General features: G+C 73.6%; 17 protein-coding genes. 10 read left to right on the forward strand and 7 right to left on the reverse strand.

The window, feature by feature from the left end; translation table 11 throughout:
- Positions 1–8: 8 nt before the first annotated feature.
- The 3 genes from dnaJ to dnaK all read right to left on the reverse strand — a co-directional run bounded on the left by dnaJ (position 9) and on the right by dnaK (position 3,970).
- Positions 9–1,193 (reverse strand): molecular chaperone DnaJ, encoded by a 1,185-nt coding sequence (gene dnaJ / locus D2L64_RS10970; protein WP_119575027.1) that lies wholly within the window; start codon positions 1,191–1,193, stop codon positions 9–11.
- An 85-nt stretch (positions 1,194–1,278) separates the two neighbouring features.
- Positions 1,279–2,055 carry a nucleotide exchange factor GrpE gene (gene grpE, locus D2L64_RS10975; protein WP_119575029.1) on the reverse strand — a complete coding sequence of 259 codons (777 nt, stop codon included), beginning with the start codon at positions 2,053–2,055 and terminating at the stop codon, positions 1,279–1,281.
- 46 nt (positions 2,056–2,101) lie between these two features.
- Positions 2,102–3,970 (reverse strand): molecular chaperone DnaK, encoded by a 1,869-nt coding sequence (gene dnaK, locus D2L64_RS10980; protein WP_119575031.1) that lies wholly within the window; start codon positions 3,968–3,970, stop codon positions 2,102–2,104.
- A gap of 219 nt (positions 3,971–4,189) precedes the next feature.
- Here dnaK and D2L64_RS10985 point away from each other — a divergent pair, with 219 nt between their 5' ends.
- The 3 genes from D2L64_RS10985 (at position 4,190) to D2L64_RS10995 (ending at position 9,027) form a co-directional block, all read left to right on the forward strand.
- Entirely contained in the window at positions 4,190–6,031 is a 1,842-nt protein-coding gene (locus tag D2L64_RS10985) for a GTPase domain-containing protein (protein WP_119575033.1), read from the forward strand.
- Between the two features lie 34 nt (positions 6,032–6,065).
- Positions 6,066–7,733 (forward strand): GTPase, encoded by a 1,668-nt coding sequence (locus D2L64_RS10990; RefSeq protein WP_119575035.1) that lies wholly within the window; start codon positions 6,066–6,068, stop codon positions 7,731–7,733.
- 70 nt (positions 7,734–7,803) lie between these two features.
- Positions 7,804–9,027 (forward strand): hypothetical protein, encoded by a 1,224-nt coding sequence (locus D2L64_RS10995; protein ID WP_119575037.1) that lies wholly within the window; start codon positions 7,804–7,806, stop codon positions 9,025–9,027.
- A 43-nt stretch (positions 9,028–9,070) separates the two neighbouring features.
- On the opposite strand, the gene D2L64_RS11000 is transcribed toward D2L64_RS10995, so the two are convergent.
- Entirely contained in the window at positions 9,071–9,697 is a 627-nt protein-coding gene (locus D2L64_RS11000) for a phosphatase PAP2 family protein (protein ID WP_119575039.1), read from the reverse strand.
- 86 nt (positions 9,698–9,783) lie between these two features.
- Here D2L64_RS11000 and D2L64_RS11005 point away from each other — a divergent pair, with 86 nt between their 5' ends.
- The 7 genes from D2L64_RS11005 (at position 9,784) to D2L64_RS11030 (ending at position 20,059) form a co-directional block, all read left to right on the forward strand.
- Positions 9,784–10,437, forward strand: coding sequence for a hypothetical protein (locus D2L64_RS11005; protein ID WP_119575041.1), 654 nt, complete (start codon positions 9,784–9,786; stop codon positions 10,435–10,437).
- Positions 10,438–11,079: 642 nt separating this feature from the next.
- Positions 11,080–12,255 (forward strand): pyruvate dehydrogenase (acetyl-transferring) E1 component subunit alpha, encoded by a 1,176-nt coding sequence (gene pdhA, locus D2L64_RS11010; protein WP_119575043.1) that lies wholly within the window; start codon positions 11,080–11,082, stop codon positions 12,253–12,255.
- Positions 12,255–13,244 carry an alpha-ketoacid dehydrogenase subunit beta gene (locus D2L64_RS11015; protein WP_119575045.1) on the forward strand — a complete coding sequence of 330 codons (990 nt, stop codon included), beginning with the start codon at positions 12,255–12,257 and terminating at the stop codon, positions 13,242–13,244. The genes pdhA and D2L64_RS11015 overlap by 1 nt, the downstream gene beginning before the upstream one ends.
- 5 nt (positions 13,245–13,249) lie before the next feature.
- Positions 13,250–14,725, forward strand: a complete 1,476-nt coding sequence (locus D2L64_RS11020; RefSeq protein ID WP_119575047.1) for a dihydrolipoamide acetyltransferase family protein — start codon at positions 13,250–13,252, stop codon at positions 14,723–14,725.
- A 215-nt stretch (positions 14,726–14,940) separates the two neighbouring features.
- Positions 14,941–15,078, forward strand: coding sequence for a hypothetical protein (locus D2L64_RS27545; protein WP_199714502.1), 138 nt, complete (start codon positions 14,941–14,943; stop codon positions 15,076–15,078).
- Positions 15,079–15,421: 343 nt separating this feature from the next.
- Positions 15,422–18,070: an LppU/SCO3897 family protein gene (locus D2L64_RS11025; RefSeq protein WP_119575049.1), complete on the forward strand. Its 2,649-nt coding sequence runs from the start codon at positions 15,422–15,424 to the stop codon at positions 18,068–18,070.
- A gap of 153 nt (positions 18,071–18,223) precedes the next feature.
- Positions 18,224–20,059, forward strand: a complete 1,836-nt coding sequence (locus D2L64_RS11030; protein ID WP_119575051.1) for an NHL domain-containing thioredoxin family protein — start codon at positions 18,224–18,226, stop codon at positions 20,057–20,059.
- A 55-nt stretch (positions 20,060–20,114) separates the two neighbouring features.
- On the opposite strand, the gene D2L64_RS11035 is transcribed toward D2L64_RS11030, so the two are convergent.
- From D2L64_RS11035 to D2L64_RS11045, 3 genes are read right to left on the reverse strand one after another with little or no spacing between them, the layout of a single operon-like run.
- Complete coding sequence (locus D2L64_RS11035; RefSeq protein ID WP_119575053.1) at positions 20,115–20,864, reverse strand: LamB/YcsF family protein; 750 nt, start codon at positions 20,862–20,864, stop codon at positions 20,115–20,117.
- Positions 20,848–21,726 carry a 5-oxoprolinase subunit C family protein gene (locus D2L64_RS11040; RefSeq protein WP_119575055.1) on the reverse strand — a complete coding sequence of 293 codons (879 nt, stop codon included), beginning with the start codon at positions 21,724–21,726 and terminating at the stop codon, positions 20,848–20,850. Before D2L64_RS11040 ends, D2L64_RS11035 begins: the two co-directional genes overlap by 17 nt.
- On the reverse strand, positions 21,723–22,376 hold the full coding sequence (locus D2L64_RS11045) for a 5-oxoprolinase subunit B family protein (RefSeq protein WP_119575057.1): 654 nt from the start codon (positions 22,374–22,376) through the stop codon (positions 21,723–21,725). The genes D2L64_RS11040 and D2L64_RS11045 overlap by 4 nt, the downstream gene beginning before the upstream one ends.
- Between the last annotated feature and the right edge of the window lie 38 nt (positions 22,377–22,414).

Below are 22,414 nucleotides of genomic sequence, written 5' to 3' on the forward strand. Positions count from 1 at the left end.
ATCACCGATCAACCGAACCGACGCACCCGGGCGTCGAGATGTTCCCGCGCCGCCGGCGGGGTCTGCGCGGCGAACGCCTCCAGCGCCGCCCGCGCCTCGTCGGACACCCCGGCCGGCACCAGCACGTCCAGCGTGACGAGCAGGTCACCGGCCTGGCCGTCCCGGCGGCTCACGCCCTTGCCGCGGGCCCGCAGGATCCGCCCGCTCGGCGTACCCGGCGGCACCCGGAGGGTCACCGCGCCGTCGAGGGTCGGCACCCGCAGGTCGGTGCCGAGTACCGCTTCCGCGAACGTGATCGGCACGGTCAGGGTGAGATCGTCGCCGGCACGCCCGAACAACTCGTCCGGCCGGACCTTCACGTGCACGAACAGATCACCCGCCGGGCCGCCCCGCTCCCCGGGCTCGCCCCGCCCGGCCAGCCGGATCCGCTGCCCGTCGGCCACTCCGGCGGGAAAGCGGACGTTGAGCGTCCGGGTCTTGGTGACACCGCCGGTGCCCTGGCATTCCGGGCACTTCTCGTCGACCACCGTGCCGACGCCCTGACAGTTGCGGCACGGCTCGGAGAAGCTGAACGCGCCCTGGTTGCGGGTGGTCACCCCGGCACCGTGGCAGACCGGGCAGGCCCTCGGCTGGGTGCCGGGCTTGGCCCCGTTGCCGTGGCAGGTGTCGCAGACCCCCGGCGCCCGCAGCGTCAGCGGGAGGGTCACCCCGCGGACCGCGTCGTCGAAGTCGAGCGCCACCTCGGTCTCGACGTCCCGACCGCGCGCCGGACCCGGCGCACCGCCGCTTCCGGCGCCGCCGGTGAAGATCGAGCTGAACAGGTCGGAGATGCCGCCACCGGCGAACCGGCCGCCACCGGACGACGCACCCCCGAACAGGTCGGAGACGTCGAACGGCATCCCACCGGGCTGGCCCGGCTGGCCCGGCTGACGGGCACCCCGCCGGAACGCACCCGAGCCGAACAGCGAACGCATCTCGTCGTACTCGCGGCGCTTCGAGTCGTCACCGAGCACCGCGTACGCCTCGGAAACCGCCTTGAAGCGCTCCTCGGCCCGGGGATCACCGGGGTTGTGGTCGGGGTGCGACTCCCGGGCCAGCTTCCGGTACGCCTTCTTGATCTCGTCAGCGGGGGCCGTCTTCGCCACGCCCAGGACCGCGTAGTAGTCCTTCTCGATCCAGTCCTTGGAACTCAACCGTCCACCTCCTCCCCACCGCCGGGTCCGGGCCGTCCCGCTCGCCGAGCCGCGGCGAGCAGGACGGCCCGGTCACCGTCGAGCCCTATTCCGGATCGGCCACCGCGACCAGCGCGGGCCGCAGCAGACGGTCGCCAATCTGGTAGCCCCGACGCATCACCTGCACGCAGGTCGGCTCGGTGACGTCGGCCGAGGTCTGGTGGGCCACCGCCTCGTGCCGCGTCGGGTCGAACGGATCGCCCTGCTCACCGAACGGGGTCAGGCCGAACTTGCCCAGCGTGGTGGTCAACTGCTCGGCCACCGAGCCGAACGGCCCAACCAGGTCACCGTGTTCCCGGGCCCGGTCCAGGTCGTCCAGGATCGGCAGCAGCGCCGCGAGCACCGAGCCGGTCGCCTGCTCGGTCACCAGGCCGCGGTCACGCTCGACCCGCTTGCGGTAGTTGGCGTACTCGGCCGACACCCGCTGGACGTCGCGCGTGCGCTCCTCCAGGTCGGCCCGGAGCGCCGCCAACTCGGCGCCGAGCCCGCCCTCGGCCGGCGCCGACGGCTTCCCGGTGTTCGACTCACCGACGGGATGTGCCGGCGAGTCCACCACCGGCGGCCCCTCCGTGGACGGCTCGCTCAGCGCGGCCGCCTCGACCTCGATCGCGTCGACCACGACCTCGGCGTCCTCGACCAGGCCCTCCGCCGGAACGTCCGATCCGGCGTCGGCAGCCGCGCCGTCCGGCTCGCGGGTCTGACTGATCTTGCGGTTGTTGCGGATGACGACCCGCGGCGCGTCGCCGGTGGCCGGCTCGGACGCCGAGCCACCCGGCGCCGACCCGGTGTCACCCGGGTCGGCGTTTCGTGGCTTCTCCGTCATACGACTACCTCATCCCTCTGCCCGTGAGCCCGAGTCGTCCGGACCGTCACTTCTTGTCCTCGTCCACGATCTCCGCGTCGACCACGTCGTCCGCACCGGGCCGGGCGCCCCCGGACTGCGCGCCACCGGCCGCACCGGCACCGGCCGCACCCGTGGCATCGCCCGCCGGGGCCTGCTCGGCCTGCTGCGCGTAGAGCAGCGAGCCCGCCTCCTGCGAGACCTGCGCGAGCCGCTCGTGCGCCGACTTGATCTTATCGATGTCGCTGCCACCGAGGGCACCACGCAGCTCACCGAGGGCCTCGTTGAGCTTCTCGCGGTTCTCCGCGGGCAGCTTGTCGCCGTTCTCGGCGAGGAACTTCTCGGTCTGCCACTGGAGCGCCTCGGCGACGTTGCGGCTCTCGGCCTCGTCGCGACGGCGCTTGTCCTCCTCGGCGTGCTCCTCGGCGTCCCGGCGCATCCGCTCGATGTCGTCCTTCGGCAGCGAGGAGCCGCCGGTGATGGTCATCTTCTGCTCCTTGCCGGTGCCCAGGTCCTTCGCGTGGACGTTCACGATGCCGTTGGCGTCGATGTCGAAGGTGACCTCGATCTGCGGCACGCCACGCGGGGCCGGCGGGAGACCGGTCAGCTCGAAGGTGCCGAGCTTCTTGTTGTACGCGGCGATCTCGCGCTCACCCTGGAAGACCTGGATCAGCACCGACGGCTGGTTGTCGTCGGCGGTGGTGAAGACCTCGGAGCGCTTGGTCGGGATGGTGGTGTTGCGCTCGATCAGCTTGGTGAAGATGCCGCCCTTGGTCTCGATGCCCAGGCTCAGCGGGGTCACGTCGAGCAGCAGGACGTCCTTGACCTCGCCCTTGAGCACACCGGCCTGCAGGGCAGCGCCGACGGCCACCACCTCGTCCGGGTTGACGCCCTTGTTGGGCTCGCGGCCGGTGAGCTGCTTGACCAGGTCCGTCACGGCCGGCATCCGGGTCGAGCCACCGACCAGGATCACGTGCTCGACGTCCGAGACCTTGATCCCGGCGTCCTTGACGGCCTGCTCGAACGGGCCCTTGCAGCGGTCCAGCAGGTCCTGCGTCATCCGCTGGAACTCGGCCCGGCTGAGCGTCACGTCCAGGTGCAGCGGGCCGGCCGAACCGGCGGTGATGTACGGCAGGTTGATGTTGCTGGTGGTGGCGGCGGACAGCTCGATCTTGGCCTTCTCGGCGGCCTCCTTGAGCCGCTGCATCGCCATCTTGTCCTGCGACAGGTCGATGCCGTGCTCGCCGCGGAAGGTCTTGACCAGGTGGTCGATGATCCGCTGGTCCCAGTCGTCGCCGCCGAGCAGGTTGTCACCGCTGGTCGACTTGACCTCGATGACGCCCTCGGCCAGTTCCAGCAGCGACACGTCGAAGGTGCCGCCGCCGAGGTCGAAGACCAGGACGGTCTGCTCCTTGGAGCCCTTGTCCAGCCCGTACGCCAGGGCGGCCGCGGTCGGCTCGTTCACGATCCGCAGCACGTTGAAGCCGGCGATCTCACCGGCCTCCTTGGTGGCCTGACGCTGGCCGTCGTTGAAGTAGGCCGGGACGGTGATCACCGCGTCGGTGATCTGCTCGCCCAGGTAGGCCTCGGCGTCCCGCTTGAGCTTCATCAGCGTCCGGGCCGAGATCTCCTGCGGGGTGTACTTCTTGCCGTCGATGTCGACGGACCAGTTGGTGCCGATCTCCCGCTTGACCGACCGGATCGTCCGGTCCGGGTTCGTCACCGCCTGGCGCTTGGCGACCTCGCCGACGAGCACCTCGCCGTTGCGGGCGAACGCGACGATCGACGGGGTCGTCCGCGAGCCCTCAGCGTTGGCGATGACGGTGGGCTCACCGCCCTCCAGGACGCTGACGCAGGAGTTCGTCGTGCCGAGGTCGATACCGACCGCACGTGCCATCTTCGCTTCCTCGCTTCGTAACGTTGAGCAGGTGACGCATCTCGCGTCACGCCGCCCGGCGGGCGCCGCCCGCAGCGACCCCACCTCAAGTTGAGTGAACTTGACTCAATAGTGCCACGCCCACCGGAATCGTCAAGTCAAGGTTGAGTCGAGTCGGCGCAAGTGGCCGACCGCTACCGATCGGTTGTCTTACTTGTGTCGGTCGGGCACGCTTTAGCGGTGACGACGAACGGCGATTCCGCCTCACCTTCCGGCGCGCCCGCCGTCGCAGCCCGCACCGGCAGTCGCGGCGCCGGAGAGGACCGGTCCGTCACCGGCGACGACCGCCTGACCGACGCCCTGACCGGCCTGCGTGCCGCGATCGGGGCGGCTCGGTTCCCACTCGTGCTGCCCTCGGCCGAACCGGCCCGGCGGATCGGCGCCGCCCTCACCGACCAGCTCGACGACTACCTGCTGCCCCGACTCTCCCGCCTCGACGCACCGCTGCTGGTGGTGGTCGGCGGGTCCACCGGCGCCGGCAAGTCGACCCTGGTGAACAGCCTGGTGCAGGCCCGGGTCAGCGCCGCCGGGGTGCTCCGGCCCACCACCCGCTCGCCGGTCCTGGTCTGCAACCCGGCCGACTCACCCTGGTTCCGCCGGGGTGAGCTGTTGCCCGGGCTGACCCGGACCAACCAACCCAGCGACGCCCCGGGCACCCTGCACCTGGTCACCGCTCCCGCCCTCGCTCCCGGCCTGGCGTTCCTGGACGCTCCCGACATCGACTCCGTGGTGGACGCGAACCGGGCGCTGGCCGGACAACTGCTCGCCGCCGCCGATCTCTGGCTGTTCGTCACCACCGCCGCCCGGTACGCCGACGCCGTCCCCTGGGAACTGCTGCGCGGCGCGCGAGCCCGGGGCGCGGTGATCGCCCTGGTGCTCGACCGGGTGCCGGCGGAGGCCACCGACGAGGTCAGCGCACACCTCGTCGAGATGCTCGTCGAGCAGGATCTCGGCGCGGCTCCACTGTTCGTCCTGCCGGAGACCTGGGTGGACGGGCAGGGCCTGCTGCCCGACCGGGTCACCGCACCGCTGGCGGACTGGTTCGCCCGGCTCGCCGCCGACGCGGAGGCCCGCGCGGCAGTGGTCCGGCAGACCCTGGGCGGCGCCCTGGCCGCACTGCAACCAGCCGTACGGAGCCTGACCGAAGCCGCCGAGGAGCAGGTGGCCGCCGCCGACGCGCTGGACGAGCGGGTACGCGCCGCGTACCGGGCCGCCGACCGGACCGTCGAGCAGGGGCTGCGCGACGGTCGGCTGCTCCGTGGCGAGGTGCTGGCCCGCTGGCAGGAGTTCGTCGGCACCGGCGAGTTCCTGCGCAACCTGGAGGCACGGGTCGGCCGGCTGCGCGACCGCGTCGTGGCCGCGTTCAGCCGGCGCCCAGCCCCCGCCGTCGAACTCAGCGATGCGATCGAGTCCCAGTTGGTGACCCTGCTGCGCGGGGTGGCGGCCGAGGCGGCCGAGCACGCGTACACCGGCTGGAAGGCGCATCCGGCCGGGGTCGCACTGCTCGCACCGGACCTCGCCCAGCACAGCCCCGAACTGCCCGAACGCGCCGAGCGACTGGTTCGGGACTGGCAGCGCGGGGTGCTGGAGCTGGTCCGCACCGAAGGCGGTGACCGGCGCTTCGTGGCCCGCACGGCGGCGTACGCGGTGAACGCCACCGGGCTGGCCGTCATGATCGCGGTCTTCGCCTCGACCGCCTTCATCCCGACCGGCCTGGAGGTCGCCACCGGGGCCGGCACCACCGTCGCCGGCCAGGCCGTACTCCAGGCGGTCTTCGGTGACCAGGCCGTGCGTACGCTGGCCGGCAAGGCTCGGGCGGACCTGCTGGAGCGGGTCCGGGCGCTGCTGGACGACGAGGCCGCCCGATACCTCACCCGCACCGAGCAGGCGCGGCCGACGGCGCGGACCGTGGTGGCGCTGCGCCGGGCCGCCGAACAGGTCGAGGCGGGCCGGTTGCAGAGCAGGTTCGCCGAGGTGGCTCCGGCAACCAGGGTGGCGGCCGACGAGGGGCGGCAGGCGTGAGCAGCTGGATCAGCCGGGGGCGGCCGTGAGCGGAATGGGCGGACGCCTACGGGAGGCGCTGCGGGCCGACGGGCGGGTGGACGCCGACCAGCTGGCCGCCCGGCTGGAGGCGATCCAGCGGTTCCTCGGCATCGTCGACGGCCACCTACCGGACACCCCCCTGGTCCCGGCGCGGACGCTCGTGGAGCGGGCCGGAACCCGGCTGTCGCTGTCCCGCGACCACACCGTCGTGGCCCTCGCCGGCGCCACCGGCAGCGGCAAGTCGAGCCTGTTCAACGCGATGGCCCGGATGAACCTGTCCCCCGTCGGGGTGCGCCGACCCACTACCGGCGTGGCGCACGCCTGCGTGTGGGGGCCGCTCGACGGCGGCAACCGGTTGCTCGACTGGCTCGGCGTGCTGCCCCGCCACCGGTTCGTCCGGGAGAGCGTACTGGACGGCGACGACGAGTCCACGATGCACGGGCTGATCCTGCTCGACCTGCCGGACTTCGACTCGGTGCAGCATTCGCACCGGCTTGAGGTGGACCGGCTGCTCGGCCTGGTGGACCTCGTGGTCTGGGTGGTCGACCCGCAGAAGTACGCCGACCGGGTGGTGCACGCCGGCTACCTGCGCGAGTTCCACCAGCACCGGGACGTCACGATGGTCGTGCTCAACCAGGTCGACCGGCTGCCCCCGCCCGAGGTGCCCCGGGTCCTGGCGGACCTGCGGCGGCTGCTCGACACGGACGGTCTGACCGGGGTGCCCCTGCTCGCCACCACCATCGCCGATCCGGCCGGGACGCAGCAACTGCGGCAGGCGCTCGAAGGCACCGTGGCCGAGCGGCAGGCCGCCCTGCGGCGGCTCTCCGGCGACGTGGACGCGGTGGTCAGCGCGCTGGACGAGATGGTCGGCGCACCCCGCCCGGCACTCACCGCGGGCGATCCGGCGGTCGCCGGACTGGACCGGGCGCTGGGCGCCGCCGCGGGTGTGCCGACGGTCGTGGCCGCCGTCGAGCAGGCGTACCGGCACCGGGCCGCGTCGACCACCGGCTGGCCGCTGGTCCGGCTCTGGCGACGACTGCGTCCCGATCCGCTGCGCCGGCTGCACCTCGGCGGCCCGCCGGGTGACCCGGCGACGAGTCTGGTCGCCGCGACCTCGGTGCCCGAGCCCAGCCCCGCCGACCGCACCGCGCTGGGGCTCGCGGTCCGTACGGTGGCCGAGCGGGCCGGGGCCGGACTGCCCAGCGCCTGGCCGAACGCGGTCACCGCGGCGGCCCGGTCCCGTCTCGGCGACCTCCCGGACGCGCTCGACGGCGTGATCGCCGGAGCCGACCTGGGCATGGACCGGCCCCGCACCTGGTGGCGGCTGGTCGGCGGGGTGCAGTGGCTGGTCACCTTCGCCGCGCTGGCCGGGCTGGGCTGGCTGGTCCTCGGCTACGCGCTACGAGTCCTCGGGCTGCCGGAACTGCGGCACCCGATGGTCGGCGAGGTGCCGGTGCCGACCCTGTTGCTGCTCGGTGGACTGCTGGCCGGGCTGCTGACAGCCGCCCTGAGCCGGCCGGTGGCGCGGTGGGCTGCCGGGCGGGCCCGACGCCGGGCCGAGGCCCGGCTCACCGACGCGATCAGCCAGGTCGGCGACGAGTACGTCCTCGCACCGGTGCGCGCGGTGGTCGCCGCGCACGCCGACGCGCGTACCGTTCTCGAGGTGGCTCGGCACCGCTGAACGTGAACGTGCCGCGCGGCGGTCGTTCGCTCTACGGGTGACCGGGCGGCGAGCGGCGTAGGGTCTGGTCATGGCCACCACGCCACAGACCCCGTACGAAGCGGTGCTGCACGCGGCCCGCGACGTGACCAAACTCGACTCGGCCCTCGACGCGGAGATGCTCGGCGCGGCGCTGCTGGGCAGCGTGTACGAGGTCGCCGAAACCGACCGTGAAACGGCGGTACGCGACTTCGTCACCGGCTTCCTCGCCGCCACCACCCGGCGGCGGGCCGCCGCCGCGACCACCGTCCGGGCGGTCTTCGCCGCCCTGGTGCCGGACGCTGCCGGCGCCGACCGGGTCCGCCCCGGTGCCTCCGCACCGGCCTGGTCCGGTCAACTCGGCCGGGTGCACCTCACCGGCAGCTGGGCGTACGGCGACGTCTACGGCGACCAGACCTCCTACCTGGCGACCTTCGCCTACGACGACGTCACCGGCGGGCCGGAGCACGCGCTGGTCGCGCTGGTCGACCACAACATCGGCATCACCAAGGACGTCTTCGTCGGCGGACCGGCGAGCCGGATTCTGGAGCAGGTCCGGCAGTTGTGCGCCGAGGACGAGTTGACCTGGTTCCGGGAGGAGGATCCGACCCGGATGCGCGCCGAGGTGACCCGGCACCTGGCGGTCACCGACCAGTTGGGGCAGTTGCCCGGGGCGAACTCGCTGGCCACGGACCGGGCGTTGGTCGGCGCCCGGCTGTCGATCCTGCCGGCGTCGACCGTGCCACCGCCGGTGCCGGCCGACGACCCGCTGCCGCAGCCCGAACGAGTTGCGGAGATCCGGCGCTTCCTGGCCTCCCCGGAGGCGGCGCGGGCCGGGCTGGACGCCGTCGACAGTGCCGACCTGGCCTCCCTGCACTTCTGCCTGGGTCTGCTGCTCGACCACGCGGCGACCTTCTCGGACGCCGATCCGCTGCGCTGGAGTCCCACGGTGGCCGGGTTGTTCCTGCTCGACTGGGTGCACCGTCGGGCGGTACTGGACATGGACGACGCGGCGATGCTGCCCCGGGTGCTCCGCGCCTGGGCCGGGTACGCGGCGCGTCGACGGGGACTGCCCAGCGCGGCGGCGGCCGGGACGGACACCGCCATCGAGGAGATGGTGCCGGAGTTCGTCCGGCTGTACGCCACCGGCGAGCGGCGCAGCCCGGCGACCGCCGCCGTCGCGCAGTTGATGGCCGACGGCGTCGACCCGGACGATCCGGCCGCCCTCGACGCCTGGATCGAGGCGAACCGCCACCGGCTCGCCGACGACGGCTGACCGTCGGCCGACCGGTGGGCAGCGTCCGCCGACGTCAGGGGGTTCAGCGCAGCAGGGGGAAGACCACGGCGGCGACCAGGCCACCGAGCGCGCCGCCGGCCAGCACCTGGATCGGGGTGTGGTCGCCGAGCCGGACCCGCGCCCAGCCGACCAGGGCGAGCAGCGGAGTGGCGACCAGCAGGTGGCCGCCGAAGGTGACCACCAGCACCACCAACGCACCGACCGCGACCGCCGAGTGGATGGACATCTTCCACCAGTGGCTGACCGTCACCGCCACCACCAGGCCCACCAGCCCGGCGGCGACCAACGCCAGTACCGGTCGGGGGGCACCGAGCACCGCGAGCAGGGCCAGCCCGGCGGCGACCGAGCCGAGCCCGAACAGCAGCGGTATCCGCCGCTGTTCGCGTAACCGCACGTGGTGATCGGTGAGCCGACCGCGCCGTACGCCGCCGACGATGTACGCCAACGGGATGAGGCTGACGAAGACGGCGGCGAGCAGACCCCACGCGAGACCGCTGTACCGGCCTCGGGCACTGTGCCAGCCGATCATGACGCTGAGCAGCGACACCAGCACGGCGGGGGCGGTCAGTTCGGTGACGATCCGGGCCAGGCGTCGTCCCGGGCCGGGCCGGACTGCGGGGTCGTCGCGGGTGGCCAGGTCACCGTCCACCGGCTCCGATCCCCCGATCAGTCACAGCGCCCCCGCTGAGGAAGGCTCCGGCAGCCGCGAGTCACCGTACCGCCGGCTCCGCCGACGTGTTCGGTTCCACCGACGCGCCCGGCTCGACGGACGCCGACGCCGACGCCGACGCAGTGGCAGTGGCTGACGCGGTGGGGTCCGTGGTGGCCGGCGGGTCGGCCGACGCACTCGGCTCGGTGCTGGCCGGCGGATCCGTGGCGTCCGGCGGTTCCGTCGACGCACTCGGATCGGGCGGTGCCGTCGGTGTGCCCGGCGACGGCGGGTCGGACGGCGGCGGGTTGCTCGGCGCGGGGGTGGGCGTCGGGGTGGGTGACGGCAGGAGGGTGGGGCGCGGGGTCGGCGCGGGCAGCGGGAACGGCATGGACGGCGTGGACGCGGACGGGCGCGGCACCACGGCGGCCGGTGGAGGTGCCGGACGACGCCCGGGTGCCGGGTCATCGGCGGTGGCGACCGGGAGCAGGCCGCGTCGGTCCGGTGCCGGGTCGGCGGGCAACGCCGTCGGAGTGATCGCCGGTACCGCCGTCGAGGTGGGCGTCACCCTGGCGGTGGGTGGTGCCGGGATCACCACCGGGCCGACCGAGGGCGTCGGGATGAACGGCGTACGGCCGTCGGGCAGAGCGGTGCTGCCGACCGTTGCCGAACCGGTGCTGATCGCGGCCAGGACCGGCATCGACGCGGTGCCGGCGAGCAGCGCCACGGTCAACAGGTAGCCGCGGGCCGGGCCGGCGGTACGGGCGGCCCGGTGCGCACCCACCACTCGGCGGTAGCCGCCGGGCGCTCGGTGTCGACCGAGGCTCGGCCCGCCGGGACCCTCACCTGGTTCGGACACCGCGCACTCCTCCTGGTCGCCCCTGGCCGGGACCGCGGAGGCAGGCCCGACGGACCGCCGGGGTTGACTCGGGGCCCACGAAACAGCCTGGGTCAGTGACTCTGCGTCAGCCAACCCCACACCGCGTGTCGACACGCGTATCTGGCCGAATGGTGACGAACCATCACCGGATCGGTTGCGCGTCGCTGGACCAGACACTCCGGCATTTCGGGTAACGAAGCGGGCTGGCCTCGGGATGTGGGGCAGGCGGAGTGTGGGGCGGCTCACCTGTGATGCGAATATGGAGCCACGGCGGCAGCGCAGCCGCGACCTCCGCGCACCCACGCGGTAGGCGCGACTGGGCGCCGGCGCTCCCGAACCGGGTTCAGCCAGGCCATGAATCCGGCTCAACGCCGCGCGGCAACCCCCACCGGGGCTAGGCGCGGTCGCCAGGAACCGATCCCGGCACCAGCCGGGGCCGGCGTACGAGTCGCGCGGCCGGGTGACCCCCCGGTGCCGACGCAGACACGACAGGGAGAGACGGATGGCAAAGGGCGACCCCGGGGCCAGCACCCGCGGCCGGCGAGCCGCACCCCGATCCAGGAAGGCCGCGACCGGCGACCCGGAGCTGGTGCAGCTGCTCACCCCCACGGGTGAGCGGATCGAGAGCGTCACCGGACCGGACGGTACGGAGTACCGCGTCGACTTCACCGACGAGGAGTACCGCGGCCTCTACCGCGACCTCGTGCTGGTGCGGAAGCTGGACGCGGAGGCCACGGCCCTGCAACGGCAGGGCGAGCTGGGCATCTGGGCGAGCCTGCTCGGCCAGGAGGCGGCCCAGGTCGGTTCGGGCCGGGCACTGCGTACGCAGGACATGGCCTTCCCCACCTACCGCGAACACGGCGTGCTCTACTGCCGCGGGATCGACCCGATCATGCCGCTGGGCCTGTTCCGCGGGGTCGACCAGGGCGGCTGGGACCCGAACGAGTTCAAGTTCAACATGTACACGATCGTCATCGGGGCGCAGACCCTGCACGCGACCGGGTACGCCATGGGCGTCGCGATGGACGGCAAGACCGGCACCGACGACGGCGAGGCGGTGATCGCCTACTTCGGCGACGGCGCCACCAGCCAGGGCGACGTGAACGAGGCGTTCGTCTGGGCCGGCGTCTTCAACTCCCCGCTGGTGTTCTTCTGCCAGAACAACCAGTACGCCATCTCCGAGCCGCTGGAGCGGCAGACCCGCATCCCGCTCTACCGGCGCGCCGCCGGCTTCGGCTTCCCCGGCATCCGGGTAGACGGCAACGACGTGCTGGCCACGTACGCGGTGACCCGGCACGCGCTGGACAACGCCCGGCACGGGCAGGGCCCGAGCCTGATCGAGGCGTACACCTACCGGATGGGGGCGCACACCACCTCCGACGACCCGACCCGTTACCGGATCGCCAGCGAGGTCGAGGCCTGGCAGGCCAAGGATCCGATCGCCCGGATGAAGGCGTTCCTGGAGCGCGAGCAGATCGCCGCCGCGGACTTCTTCACCGAGGTCGACGAGCAGGCCCGCCGGGAGGCGGTCGACCTGCGCGAGCGGGTGCTGGCCATGCCCAACCCGGAGCCGGCCACCATGTTCGACCACGTCTACCCCAACGGGTCACCGCTGCTGGACGAGCAGCGCGCGCAGTTCAGCCGGTACCTGGAGTCGTTCGAGGGGAGTGCGCACTGATGGCCACGGAGACGCTCACCCTCGGCAAGGCCCTCAACGTCGGCCTGCGCAAGGCGCTGGAGAACGACCCGAAGGTCGTCATCATGGGCGAGGACGTCGGCAAGCTCGGCGGCGTCTTCCGGATCACCGACGGCCTGCAGAAGGACTTCGGCGACCAACGGGTGATCGACACCCCGCTCGCCGAGTCCGGCATCATCGGCACCGCGGTCGGCCTGGCGATCCGGGGCTACCGGCCGGTCTGCGAGATCCAGTTCGACGGTTTCGTCTACCCCGCGTACGACCAGATCGTGTCGCAGGTGGCGAAGATGCACTACCGCTCGCGCGGCAAGCTGAACATCCCGATGGTCATCCGGATCCCGTTCGGCGGCGGCATCGGCGCGGTGGAGCACCACTCGGAGTCGCCCGAGGCGTACTTCGCGCACACCGCCGGGCTCAAGGTCGTCTCCTGCGCCAGCCCACAGGACGCGTACGTGATGATCCAGCAGGCGATCGCCTCGGACGACCCGATCGTGTTCCTGGAGCCGAAGCGGCGCTACTGGGAGAAGGGGCAGGTCGACCTGGACGCCCCGCTGTCCGAGGCGTACCCGCTGCACGCCGCCCGGGTGGCGCGGCCCGGCCGCGACGTCACCCTGCTGGCGTATGGCCCGATGGTCCGTACCTGCCTGGACGCGGCGACCGCCGCCGCCGAGGACGGCCGTGACCTTGAGGTCATCGACCTGCGCACGCTCTCCCCGCTGGACCTGGGCGTGGTGTACGAGTCGGTGCGGCGCACCGGCCGCGCGGTGGTGGTGCACGAGGCACCGTCCAACGTCGGCCTGGGCGCGGAGATCGCGGCCCGGATCACCGAGGAGTGCTTCTACTCCCTGGAGTCGCCGGTGCTGCGGGTGGCCGGTTTCGACACCCCCTACCCGGCCGCCCGGGTGGAGGAGGAGTACCTGCCCGACCTCGACCGGGTGCTCGACGCCGTCGACCGCTCCTTCGGCTGGTGAGCGGCATGTCCCGGATCAAGGAGTTCAACCTGCCCGACCTGGGCGAGGGACTGACCGAGGGCGAGATCCTCGCCTGGCTGGTCAAGGTGGGTGACACCATCGAGCTGAACCAGCCGATCGTCGAGGTGGAGACCGCCAAGGCGGCGGTGGAGATCCCGGCGAAGTGGGCCGGTCAGGTGCACGCGATCTTCCACCCCGAGGGCACCACGGTCGAGGTCGGTACGCCGATCATCGCGATCGACACCGACCCCGGCGCCGGTCCGATCGAGTCCTCGACCACCGGCGCGCCCGCCGGTGACCTGCCCACCCCGTCGGCCGCCTCGCTGGCCGCCGTCGAGGTGGCACCGGCCGAGGGCGCGGTCGAGCCGGGCCTGATCGGTGGTCCCGCTCCGGGCGGCCGTACCGCGGTCCTGGTCGGCTACGGCCCCCGTACCACCGCCGCGAAGCGCCGCCCCCGCAAGGGTGCCGCCCCGGCCCAGGCCACCGTGGCTCCCGCGGCGGCCCCGGTCCAGGCGGCACCGACGCCGGTCCAGGCCGGGCCGGCGGTGGTCGCCGCGGTACCGACGGTGAACGGCAACGGTCGGGCCGCCGGCCCGGTGCTGGCCAAGCCGCCGGTGCGCAAGCTCGCCAAGGACCTCGGCGTCGACCTGGGCACACTTACCGGGTCGGGGCCGCTGGGCTCGATCACGCGGGAGGACGTGCAGCGAGCGGCGGCGGCACCGGTCGCGGCCGAGCCGCTGACGGTCACCGCACCGGGCACCTCCGCCGCCAGCTTCGGTGCCGACCGCGAGCAGCGCATCCCGGTCAAGGGAGTACGCAAGCTCACCGCCGAGAACATGTCCCGGTCGGCGTTCACCGCGCCACACGTCACCGAGTTCCTGACCGTCGACGTGACCCGGGCGATGAAGGCGCTGGACCGGCTGCGTGACCGGCGCGAGTGGCGCGACGTACGGGTCTCGCCGCTGCTGCTGGTGGCCAAGGCGGTGCTGCTGGCGGTCAAGCGGCACCCGATGGTCAACTCGACCTGGGCCGGCGACGAGATCGTCGTCAAGGAGTACGTCAACCTGGGCATCGCGGCGGCCACCGAACGTGGCCTGATCGTGCCGAACATCAAGGACGCCGGCCGGCTCACCCTGCGCGAGCTGGCGGATGCGATGACCGGGCTGGTGCAGATGGCCAAGTCCGGGAAGACCTCACCGGCCGACATGTCCGGCGGAACACTGACGATCACCAACGTCGGGGTCTTCGGGGTCGACACCGGTACGCCGATCCTGCCTCCGGGCGAGTCGGCGATCCTGGCCTTCGGCGCCGTCCGGGAGATGCCCTGGGTGCACAAGGGCAAGGTGAAGCCCCGCCTGGTCACCACGCTCGGGCTCTCCTTCGACCACCGGATCATCGACGGTGAGCTGGGCTCGAAGTTCCTGCGCGACATCGGCGACTTCCTGGCCGATCCGGAGGCGGCACTGCTCGCCTGGACCTGACGCGCGACACGGCGACGGCCGGTGTGCCCCGGGTTTACGCCCGGCACACCGGCCGTTGCCGTTGGACCAAGAATGTCGCATCCCAGCCAGCGCCAGCCTAAGATTCTTAGGCTGGTGGTCCAGCTCACCTAATAATCAGTGGCAACGCGAAGCGTTCTACGGTTCAATAGAAGCATCGACGGGCCGACAACCGAATAGCCAGGAGGAGAACCCCCATGAGCATGATCGAGCGAATCCGTAACCGCCGCGACGCCAACCGGCGCGCCCGCGCCATCGAGCGGGCCCTGCGCTCCGCGAGCTCCCCCGCCGTGCGCAACGAGATCCTCGCCATCGCCCAGCGTCACATGCACTGACGCCACGACGTTATTCGCCTCCTCCAGATCGACGACCCGCCCGGCATACCGGGCGGGTCGTCGGCGTTTGGGGTCCGCTGCGCTGACACCGGGATACCGCCTCGCCGCAGCGCCCGGTACGGTGGGGCACGGTCGTCCTCCCACGGCCCGGGCGGTTCGCGGCGATAGATGCGGATCGACAGCGCCCGGCGACGGACAGTGACGATCGACGCTCCCCGGAAGCGCCCCGGTGACCACCGGATACGGTGCGGGGGAGTCGGCACGGCCGGCATGCCGGCACCGCCGGCTGCCCTGCCGAGACGATCGGCGACGGCGGCCGACATGTGATGGAGGAGGCGCACGCATGACGTCCGAGGGCCCGCACCACCCCGGCCAGGAGCCGGACGAGGTGCCGCCGGGCGGCGGCGGACCGGCGCCGTACGGCGACCGACCGGCTCAGCCGGAGAACGGCTACGGCGCGACCGCCCCGGATCTGGGCTGGGCGCCACCACCCCCCGCGCGACCCGACGCGTCCACCCCGGGCTGGGCGAACCAGCAGGGCGCATCCTGGGGCGGCGCCCAGACGACCCGCCAGGCGGAAGCCCCGAACTCCGGCGGCTGGGACCAGGCCGCCGGTCAGCCGTCCTGGTCGACCCAGGGTGACCAACCCGGCCCGGGCTGGTCCTCGCCCGCGCCGTCCACGTCGGATCAGCCCGGCTGGGCGGCCGGCGGGCAGAGCAACCCGGCCTGGGCCGGATCTTCGACCACATCGGACGGCGGGCAGCCCGCAGAGTGGACGCCCCAGCAGACCTCGCCCGGCCAACCCGCCGACTGGGCCAACGGCCAGTCGACTCCCGCGCAGACCGGCGGCTGGGCCGGCGCGCAGCAACCTGAGTGGAACGCGGCGGCGCGCGCCGACGAGCAGCCACCCAGTTGGGCCGCCGCCACGCCGGAGCCGCCGAAGCCGGACTGGGCGGCGGCGCAGCCGGACCAGCCGGCAGTTCGCGCCGAGCCGGCCGCCCGGGCCACCGCCCAGGTGCCGCAGGCCGACCCCGTACCGCAGCAGCGGTCCGCCCCCGACGACTCGGCCCGGTCCGGTGCCTGGCCCCCCGCCGACCAGCAGGACCAGCCCGCCTGGGCCACCAACCAACGGCGCGGGCCGGAGTCGGCCGGTTGGGCCGGCGCGCACCAGCCGGCCGAGGGCTGGCAGAGCGGCAACGACCGACCGGCGCAGCCCGACTGGGCCACGCCACAGCAGACCGAGTCCACCGGCCCCGACTGGGCCACGCCACAGCAGGCCGAACCCACCGGCTGGTCCGGCAACGCGCAAGCCCAACCCACCGGCTGGTCCGGTGCTGCGCAGGCAGAGCCCACCGGCTGGTCCGGCAACGGGCAGGCGGGCGCGCAGGCCGACGAGCGGCCACAGTGGTCGCCGCCAGCGCAGGAGCGTCCCGGCCCGGCCTGGGCACCCACCGAATCCCCGAGCGGCTCGGCACCGCCGTCCTGGAACCCGGCTCAGGAACCACTTCCGTCCCGGGTCGCCGGTGACCGCTCGGCGCTGCCGGGCATGCAGCCGTGGGCGCCCGGCGAGGCCTGGGGCAGCGGCGGCTCGACCGAGGCCGCGCCGGCCCGCCCAGATGCCGAGCCCGACGCCGGCCGCGACGTGGTCTACCAGCCCGCGCCGGCACCCGGGATCTCCCCGGCCAACATGGTGCCGCTGCCGCCCCAGGAGCAGCGGGTACCCGGTGCCAGCCTGGCCGCCGCACCACCCACCGACTACCCGTCCCCGCCCTCGTTCTCCGGTGACCAGGCCGGGTCGGGTGACCAGGCCGGGTCGAGCCCGTTCCCGGACGACCAGGGCCGGTCCGGCCGGGGTGCGCAGCCGGGCACCGACCAGCCGGGCGGCGGCTGGGGTCAGCCCGAGTCGCGGCACGACGAGTCGCCGGCCGAGCCGGTCATCCCCGCCCCCCGCACCTCACCCGAGTCCGCCGGTCGGGCCACCCCCCCGGCGGCCGGCGGCATCTCGGCGAGCGCGTCGGTGCCGACGACGAGTCGGGTGACGCCACCTGCCGACCACGGGGCGCGGCCGCCCGGCGCGGCGGCACCACAGCCGCGTGTCTACGGCCGACCGACCCGCCCCGAGCCGGAGGAGCCGGCCCAGGAGCGGGACGAGCAGCCGCCGGCGTCCCCGTTCGACCCGGGCGCCGACCCTCGCTTCGGGGACCGGCAACCACCCGCGCTGAGCGCCTTCGCCGGTGCCGCTCCCGCCGCACCGGCCGCACCTGCGGCCTTCCCGCCGCAGTTGCCCTCCTTCGCCGACGCGCCGCCGACGAACCGGCCGGTCAACGGCGTGAAGCCGCACGCCGAGCCGGAGCGCCCGGCCGACCAGTTCGGCGCCGCGCCCGGCGGCCGTGACCAGTTCGGCGCCCCGGGTGGTGACCCGTTCGGTGGTCCCGGTGGTGACCCGTTCGGCGGGCCGTCCCGGGATCCGTTCGGCGGCCCGGCCGACCGGCCCGGCGGCACCTACGGTGCTCCGGCCCGGCCCGACTCGGGCCCGGACCACACCTCGGCCTTCGGGTCGGCGCCGCAGGCCGGTGCGCCGTGGAGCCCGGGCCCCTCGACGGCCGAACCGGAGCAGGGTCGCTTCGACGCCTTCAAGCCGGTCGCCGAGCCGGCACCGGACGCACCTGCGCCGAAGGTCCGCAACGGCCGGGTACTCGCCGCGGTGCTGGTGGCCGCGGTACTGATCCTGGCCATCCCGCTCGGCCTGCTGCTCCTCCTCGGCAAGGTCGGTGGTTCGGACGAGGCCGCCGCCTTCGACCCGGCGGTCGGTTCCTGCGTCAAGCGCTCGGGTGAGACCGCGGTCCAGGCCGAGTGCGCCGAGCCGGAGGCGTTCACCGTGGTGTCGAAGGTCGAATCGCGGGACAAGTGCCCGGACCCGGCCCTGCCGTACGTGGAGCTTCGCGGCAACGTGGCCAACCCGGTGCTCTGCCTCAAGGAAGCCGCCGGCTGAGCCACGACCGCCGAGCACACTCTCGAAGCGTGATGCCATCCGGACGCCCCACGGTCCGGGTGGCATCACGCTTTCGGTAGCGGGTGCGCACCCCGGCCCAGGTCAGGGTCCGGTCACCACGGCCGACGCCGGCCGGTAGGGCACGATGGGGGCATGAGTGCACGGGTACGAGCGCCGGAACTGCGCGGCCGGGGTTGGCTGAACACGGGGGGACGGGAGCTGAAGCTCGCCGACCTACGGGGCAAGATCGTGGTCGCCGACTTCTGGACCTTCTGCTGTGTCAACTGCCTGCACGTGCTGGACGAACTGCGTCCACTCGAGGAGAAGTACGCCGACGTGCTCGTGGTGATCGGCGTGCACTCGCCGAAGTTCGAGCACGAGAAGGATCCGGACGCGCTGGCTGCCGCCGTCGAGCGGTACGGCGTGCACCATCCCGTACTCGACGACCCTGAGCTGGACATGTGGCAGCAGTACGCGGCCCGCGCCTGGCCGACCCTCGCGGTGATCGACCCGGAGGGCTACGTGGTGGCGACGATGGCCGGCGAGGGGCACGCCGAGGGGCTGACCCGACTGATCGACGATCTGGTCGCCACCCACGAGGCCAAGGGCACCCTGCATCGGGGCGACGGGCCGTACGTACCGCCGGCCGAGCCGCAGACCACCCTGCGCTTCCCCGGCAAGGCGGTGGTCGTACCCGACGGTCGCCTGCTGGTGTCGGATTCGGCCCGGCACCGCGTGGTCGAGCTGGCCGCCGACGCGGAGACCGTACTCGGCACGATCGGCACCGGCAGCCGGGGCCGGGCCGACGGTCCGGCCGACGCCGCGACCTTCTCCGAGCCGCAGGGACTGTGCCTGCTCCCGACGCAGGTCGCCGAGGTCGCCGGCTACGACCTGGTGGTCGCCGACACCGTCAACCACCTGCTGCGCGGCGTGGTCCTGGCCACCGGTGAGGTGGTCACCGTGGCCGGCACCGGTCGGCAGTGGCGGTCCACCGTCGACGACCACGCGCACGACGCGCTCTCGGTCGACCTCTCCTCGCCCTGGGATCTCGCCTGGTACGACGGCAGGGTCGTGATCGCGATGGCCGGCATCCACCAGCTGTGGTGGTTCGACCCGATCAAGCGCACCGCCGGGATGTACGCCGGCACCACGGTGGAGGCGCTGCGCGACGGGCCGCTGGCCGAGGCGTGGCTGGCGCAGCCGTCCGGGCTGGCCGTCTCCGCCGACGGCGCCCGGCTCTGGGTCGCCGACAGCGAGACCAGCGCCATCCGGTACGTCGAGGACGGTGTGCTGGGCACGGCCGTCGGTCAGGGCCTGTTCGACTTCGGCCACGTGGACGGGCCGGCGGCGCAGGCGCTGCTGCAGCACCCGCTCGGCGTCTGCGCGCTGCCCGACGGGTCGGTGCTGGTGGCGGACACCTACAACGGTGCGGTGCGCCGCTACGACCCGGCGGCGGACCAGGTCGCCACGGTCGCCACCGACCTGGCCGAGCCGAGCGACCTGGTACTCACCCCCGACGGCGACGTGCTGGTGGTGGAGTCGGCGGCGCACCGGATCACCCGGCTGTCCCCCGGTGCCCTCTCGGCCGCCGGGGCGAGCACCGTCGACGGGCCCCGGCACCGCACCGAACGGAAGCCGACCGAGCTGAGCGGCGGCGAGGTCACGCTGGATGTCGTCTTCGCCCCGGCACCCGGGCAGAAGCTCGACGAGACGTACGGGCCGTCCACTCGCCTGGTGGTCTCCGCGTCCCCGCCCGAGTTGCTGGTCGAGGGGGCGGGTACCGGCACCGAGCTGTCCCGCCGTCTGGTGATCGACGCTTCGGTGTCCGACGGCGTGCTCCAGGTGACCGCCCAGGCGGCCACCTGCGACGCCGACGTGGAGCACGCGGCCTGCCACCTGACCCGGCAGGACTGGGGTGTGCCGGTGCGCGTCGTCCCGGACGGCGCCGCCCGCCTCCCGCTGATCCTGCGCGGTCTGGACGCCGGTTGACCCGGGCGGCCGGGAAGGGCACTGCACCTATGCCAGGCGCCCCTTCCCGGCCGGCTCAGTTGAACGGGGCCGGCGTGGTGCCGGCGTCGATGAGGGCGGCGCGGACGAGTTCCGCGGCGGCCACCGCGCCGGGGCTGTCGCCGTGTAGGCAGATGGACTCGACGGGGCATGACACCACGGTGCCGTCGACGGCGACCACCGCCCGCTCGGTGGCCATGTGGACCGCCCGGCGGGCCACCTCCTTCGGGTCGGTGACCAGCGCGTCGGGCGAGGTGCGCGGCACCAGTTGCCCGTTGGGCAGGTAGTTGCGGTCGGCGAAACCCTCGGCCACCACCCGCAGCCCGGCGCCCTGGGCGAGCTGGGCCAGCACCGATCCGGGCGGGCAGAGCAGGGGCAGTTCCGGGTCGTAGTCGTCGATCGCGGCGACCACCGCGGCGGCCTGCACCTCTTCGCACGCCGCCGCGTGGTAGAGCGCGCCGTGCGGTTTGAGGTAGCGGACCCGGGTGCGGTACGGCCGGCAGAACGCGTCGAGCGCGCCGAGTTGGTACAGGATGTCGTCGCGCAGCTCCCCGAACTCGTACGCGATGTGTCGTCGGCCGAACCCGGCGAGGTCGCGGTAGCCCACCTGGGCGCCGACGGCCACCCCCCGCTGGGCTGCGGCGGCGCATATCCGGCGCATCGTGGAGGGGTCACCGGCGTGGAAGCCGCAGGCGACGTTGGCCGAGGTGACCAGGTCCAGCAGCGCCTCGTCGTCACCGAGTCGCCAGACTCCGAATCCTTCACCTAGGTCAGCGTTGAGGTCCATGGAACCTGACGGTAGTGCCTGGGCGGGCCTGGGCGAGCAGGGTCACGTCGTCCACCACGGCGATGACGGGATATCCGCCGGTGGTGGGGTGGTCGGCAAGGAAGATCAGCGGTTGGCCGTCGGCCGGCACCTGCACCGCGCCGAGGACGAGCCCCTCGCTGGGTAGTTCCCCGGCCACCGCACGGGGCAACGGCGCGCCGGTCAGTCGCGCGCCGATCCGGTTACTCAACGGGCTCACCGTGTACGCCGTACCGAGGAGCAGGTCGAGCGCGGCGGTGCGGAACCAGTCGTGTCGGGGGCCGAGCCGGACCGCGAGGTCCAGTTCCGTCGGGTGTGGGACCGGCACGGTGACGTCGACCGGGGCGGGTGGTCCGATCGGTTCGCCCAGCGGCAGCCGGTCGCCGTCGCGCAGTGCTGCCGGTCCCAGCCCGGCCAGGGTGTCGGTGGCCCGGCTGCCCAGCACCGGGTCGACGGCGATCCCGCCGGCCACCGCGAGCCAGCAGCGGAGGCCCGCGCGGGCCGGACCAATCCGCAGCAGGGCGCCGGCGGGTACGGCCAGCGGGCGTCCGGTGTCGCCGGGCCGGTCACCCACCCGTACGTCGACGTCGGCCCCCACCAGGGCGACCGTGGTGGCCCGGGTCGGCCGCAGCTGGCAGCCGGTCATGGTGATCTCCAGCCCGGCCGTCGACTCCGGGTTGCCGACCAGCCGGTTGGCCAGCCGCAGGGCACTCGGGTCGAGCGCACCGGACCGGGTCACGCCCAGGTGCGCCCAACCCGGCCGGCCCAGATCCTGCACGGTGGTCAGCGCCCCGGCCCGGACCACCTCGACGACACCGGCCCCGCTGCCGGTCCGCTCGGTCACGCCGGCACCAGCCGGACCCGGGTGCCGGGGGTGAGCCGGGCGGGTGGCTCGACGCGTACGTCGAACAGGGTCAGTTCGGTACGCCCCACCAGCAGCCACCCGCCGGGCGACGCGGTCGGGTAGATCCCGGCGTACGGGCCGGCCAGGGCCACCGAGCCGGCCGGCACCCGGGGGCGCGGTGAGGTGAGTCGGGGCACCGCCAGTTCGGCGGGGAGTCCGGTCAGGTAGCCGAAGCCGGGTGCGAAGCCGCAGAACGCCACCCGGAACTCGGTGCGGGCCAGGCGTCGTACGACGGCCGGTACGTCCGTCCGCCAGTGTTCGGCGACGCGGGGCAGGTCCGCCCCGTCGTACGTCACGGGCACCTCCACCGGGTCGGCACCGGGGTCGGCGGTGGCGGCGGGTGGGGCTGGCGTCCAGTCGGCGACGCGGGCGGCCGTGGCCACCGGGTCCGGTACCCCGTCCAGCAGCACGGTGGCGGCCGCCGGCACGATCTCCGTGGCGACCAGCTCGCCGTGCTCCCGGCGTCGCCACAGCTCCGCCCGCCACGCCTCGACCAGCGCGGCGAGGTCCACGGGGCTGGTTCCGGGGTCGACCGGTGGCGTGGTGAAGTCGAGGAGCAGGGCGTGCGCGCCGGCCGGTCTGATCCGCATCCCGCCATCCTGACGGACCCGGGCCACGGCCGCGTCGT

This window comes from Micromonospora radicis (assembly GCF_003583405.1).
Taxonomy (GTDB): Bacteria; Actinomycetota; Actinomycetes; order Mycobacteriales; family Micromonosporaceae; genus Micromonospora; species Micromonospora radicis.

Bases quoted from the DNA above. Each gene is read 5' to 3' on its own strand.
- D2L64_RS11025 (WP_119575049.1), top strand. From the start codon at position 15,422: ATGACGTCCGAGGGCCCGCACCACCCCGGCCAGGAGCCGGACGAGGTG.
- dnaK (WP_119575031.1), bottom strand. From the start codon at position 3,970: ATGGCACGTGCGGTCGGTATCGACCTCGGCACGACGAACTCCTGCGTC.
- D2L64_RS11015 (WP_119575045.1), top strand. From the start codon at position 12,255: ATGGCCACGGAGACGCTCACCCTCGGCAAGGCCCTCAACGTCGGCCTG.
- D2L64_RS11045 (WP_119575057.1), bottom strand. From the start codon at position 22,376: ATGCGGATCAGACCGGCCGGCGCGCACGCCCTGCTCCTCGACTTCACC.
- pdhA (WP_119575043.1), top strand. From the start codon at position 11,080: ATGGCAAAGGGCGACCCCGGGGCCAGCACCCGCGGCCGGCGAGCCGCA.
- D2L64_RS11035 (WP_119575053.1), bottom strand. From the start codon at position 20,864: ATGGACCTCAACGCTGACCTAGGTGAAGGATTCGGAGTCTGGCGACTC.
- D2L64_RS11020 (WP_119575047.1), top strand. From the start codon at position 13,250: ATGTCCCGGATCAAGGAGTTCAACCTGCCCGACCTGGGCGAGGGACTG.
- D2L64_RS10990 (WP_119575035.1), top strand. From the start codon at position 6,066: ATGGGCGGACGCCTACGGGAGGCGCTGCGGGCCGACGGGCGGGTGGAC.
- D2L64_RS10995 (WP_119575037.1), top strand. From the start codon at position 7,804: ATGGCCACCACGCCACAGACCCCGTACGAAGCGGTGCTGCACGCGGCC.
- D2L64_RS11030 (WP_119575051.1), top strand. From the start codon at position 18,224: ATGAGTGCACGGGTACGAGCGCCGGAACTGCGCGGCCGGGGTTGGCTG.
- D2L64_RS27545 (WP_199714502.1), top strand. From the start codon at position 14,941: ATGAGCATGATCGAGCGAATCCGTAACCGCCGCGACGCCAACCGGCGC.
- grpE (WP_119575029.1), bottom strand. From the start codon at position 2,055: ATGACGGAGAAGCCACGAAACGCCGACCCGGGTGACACCGGGTCGGCG.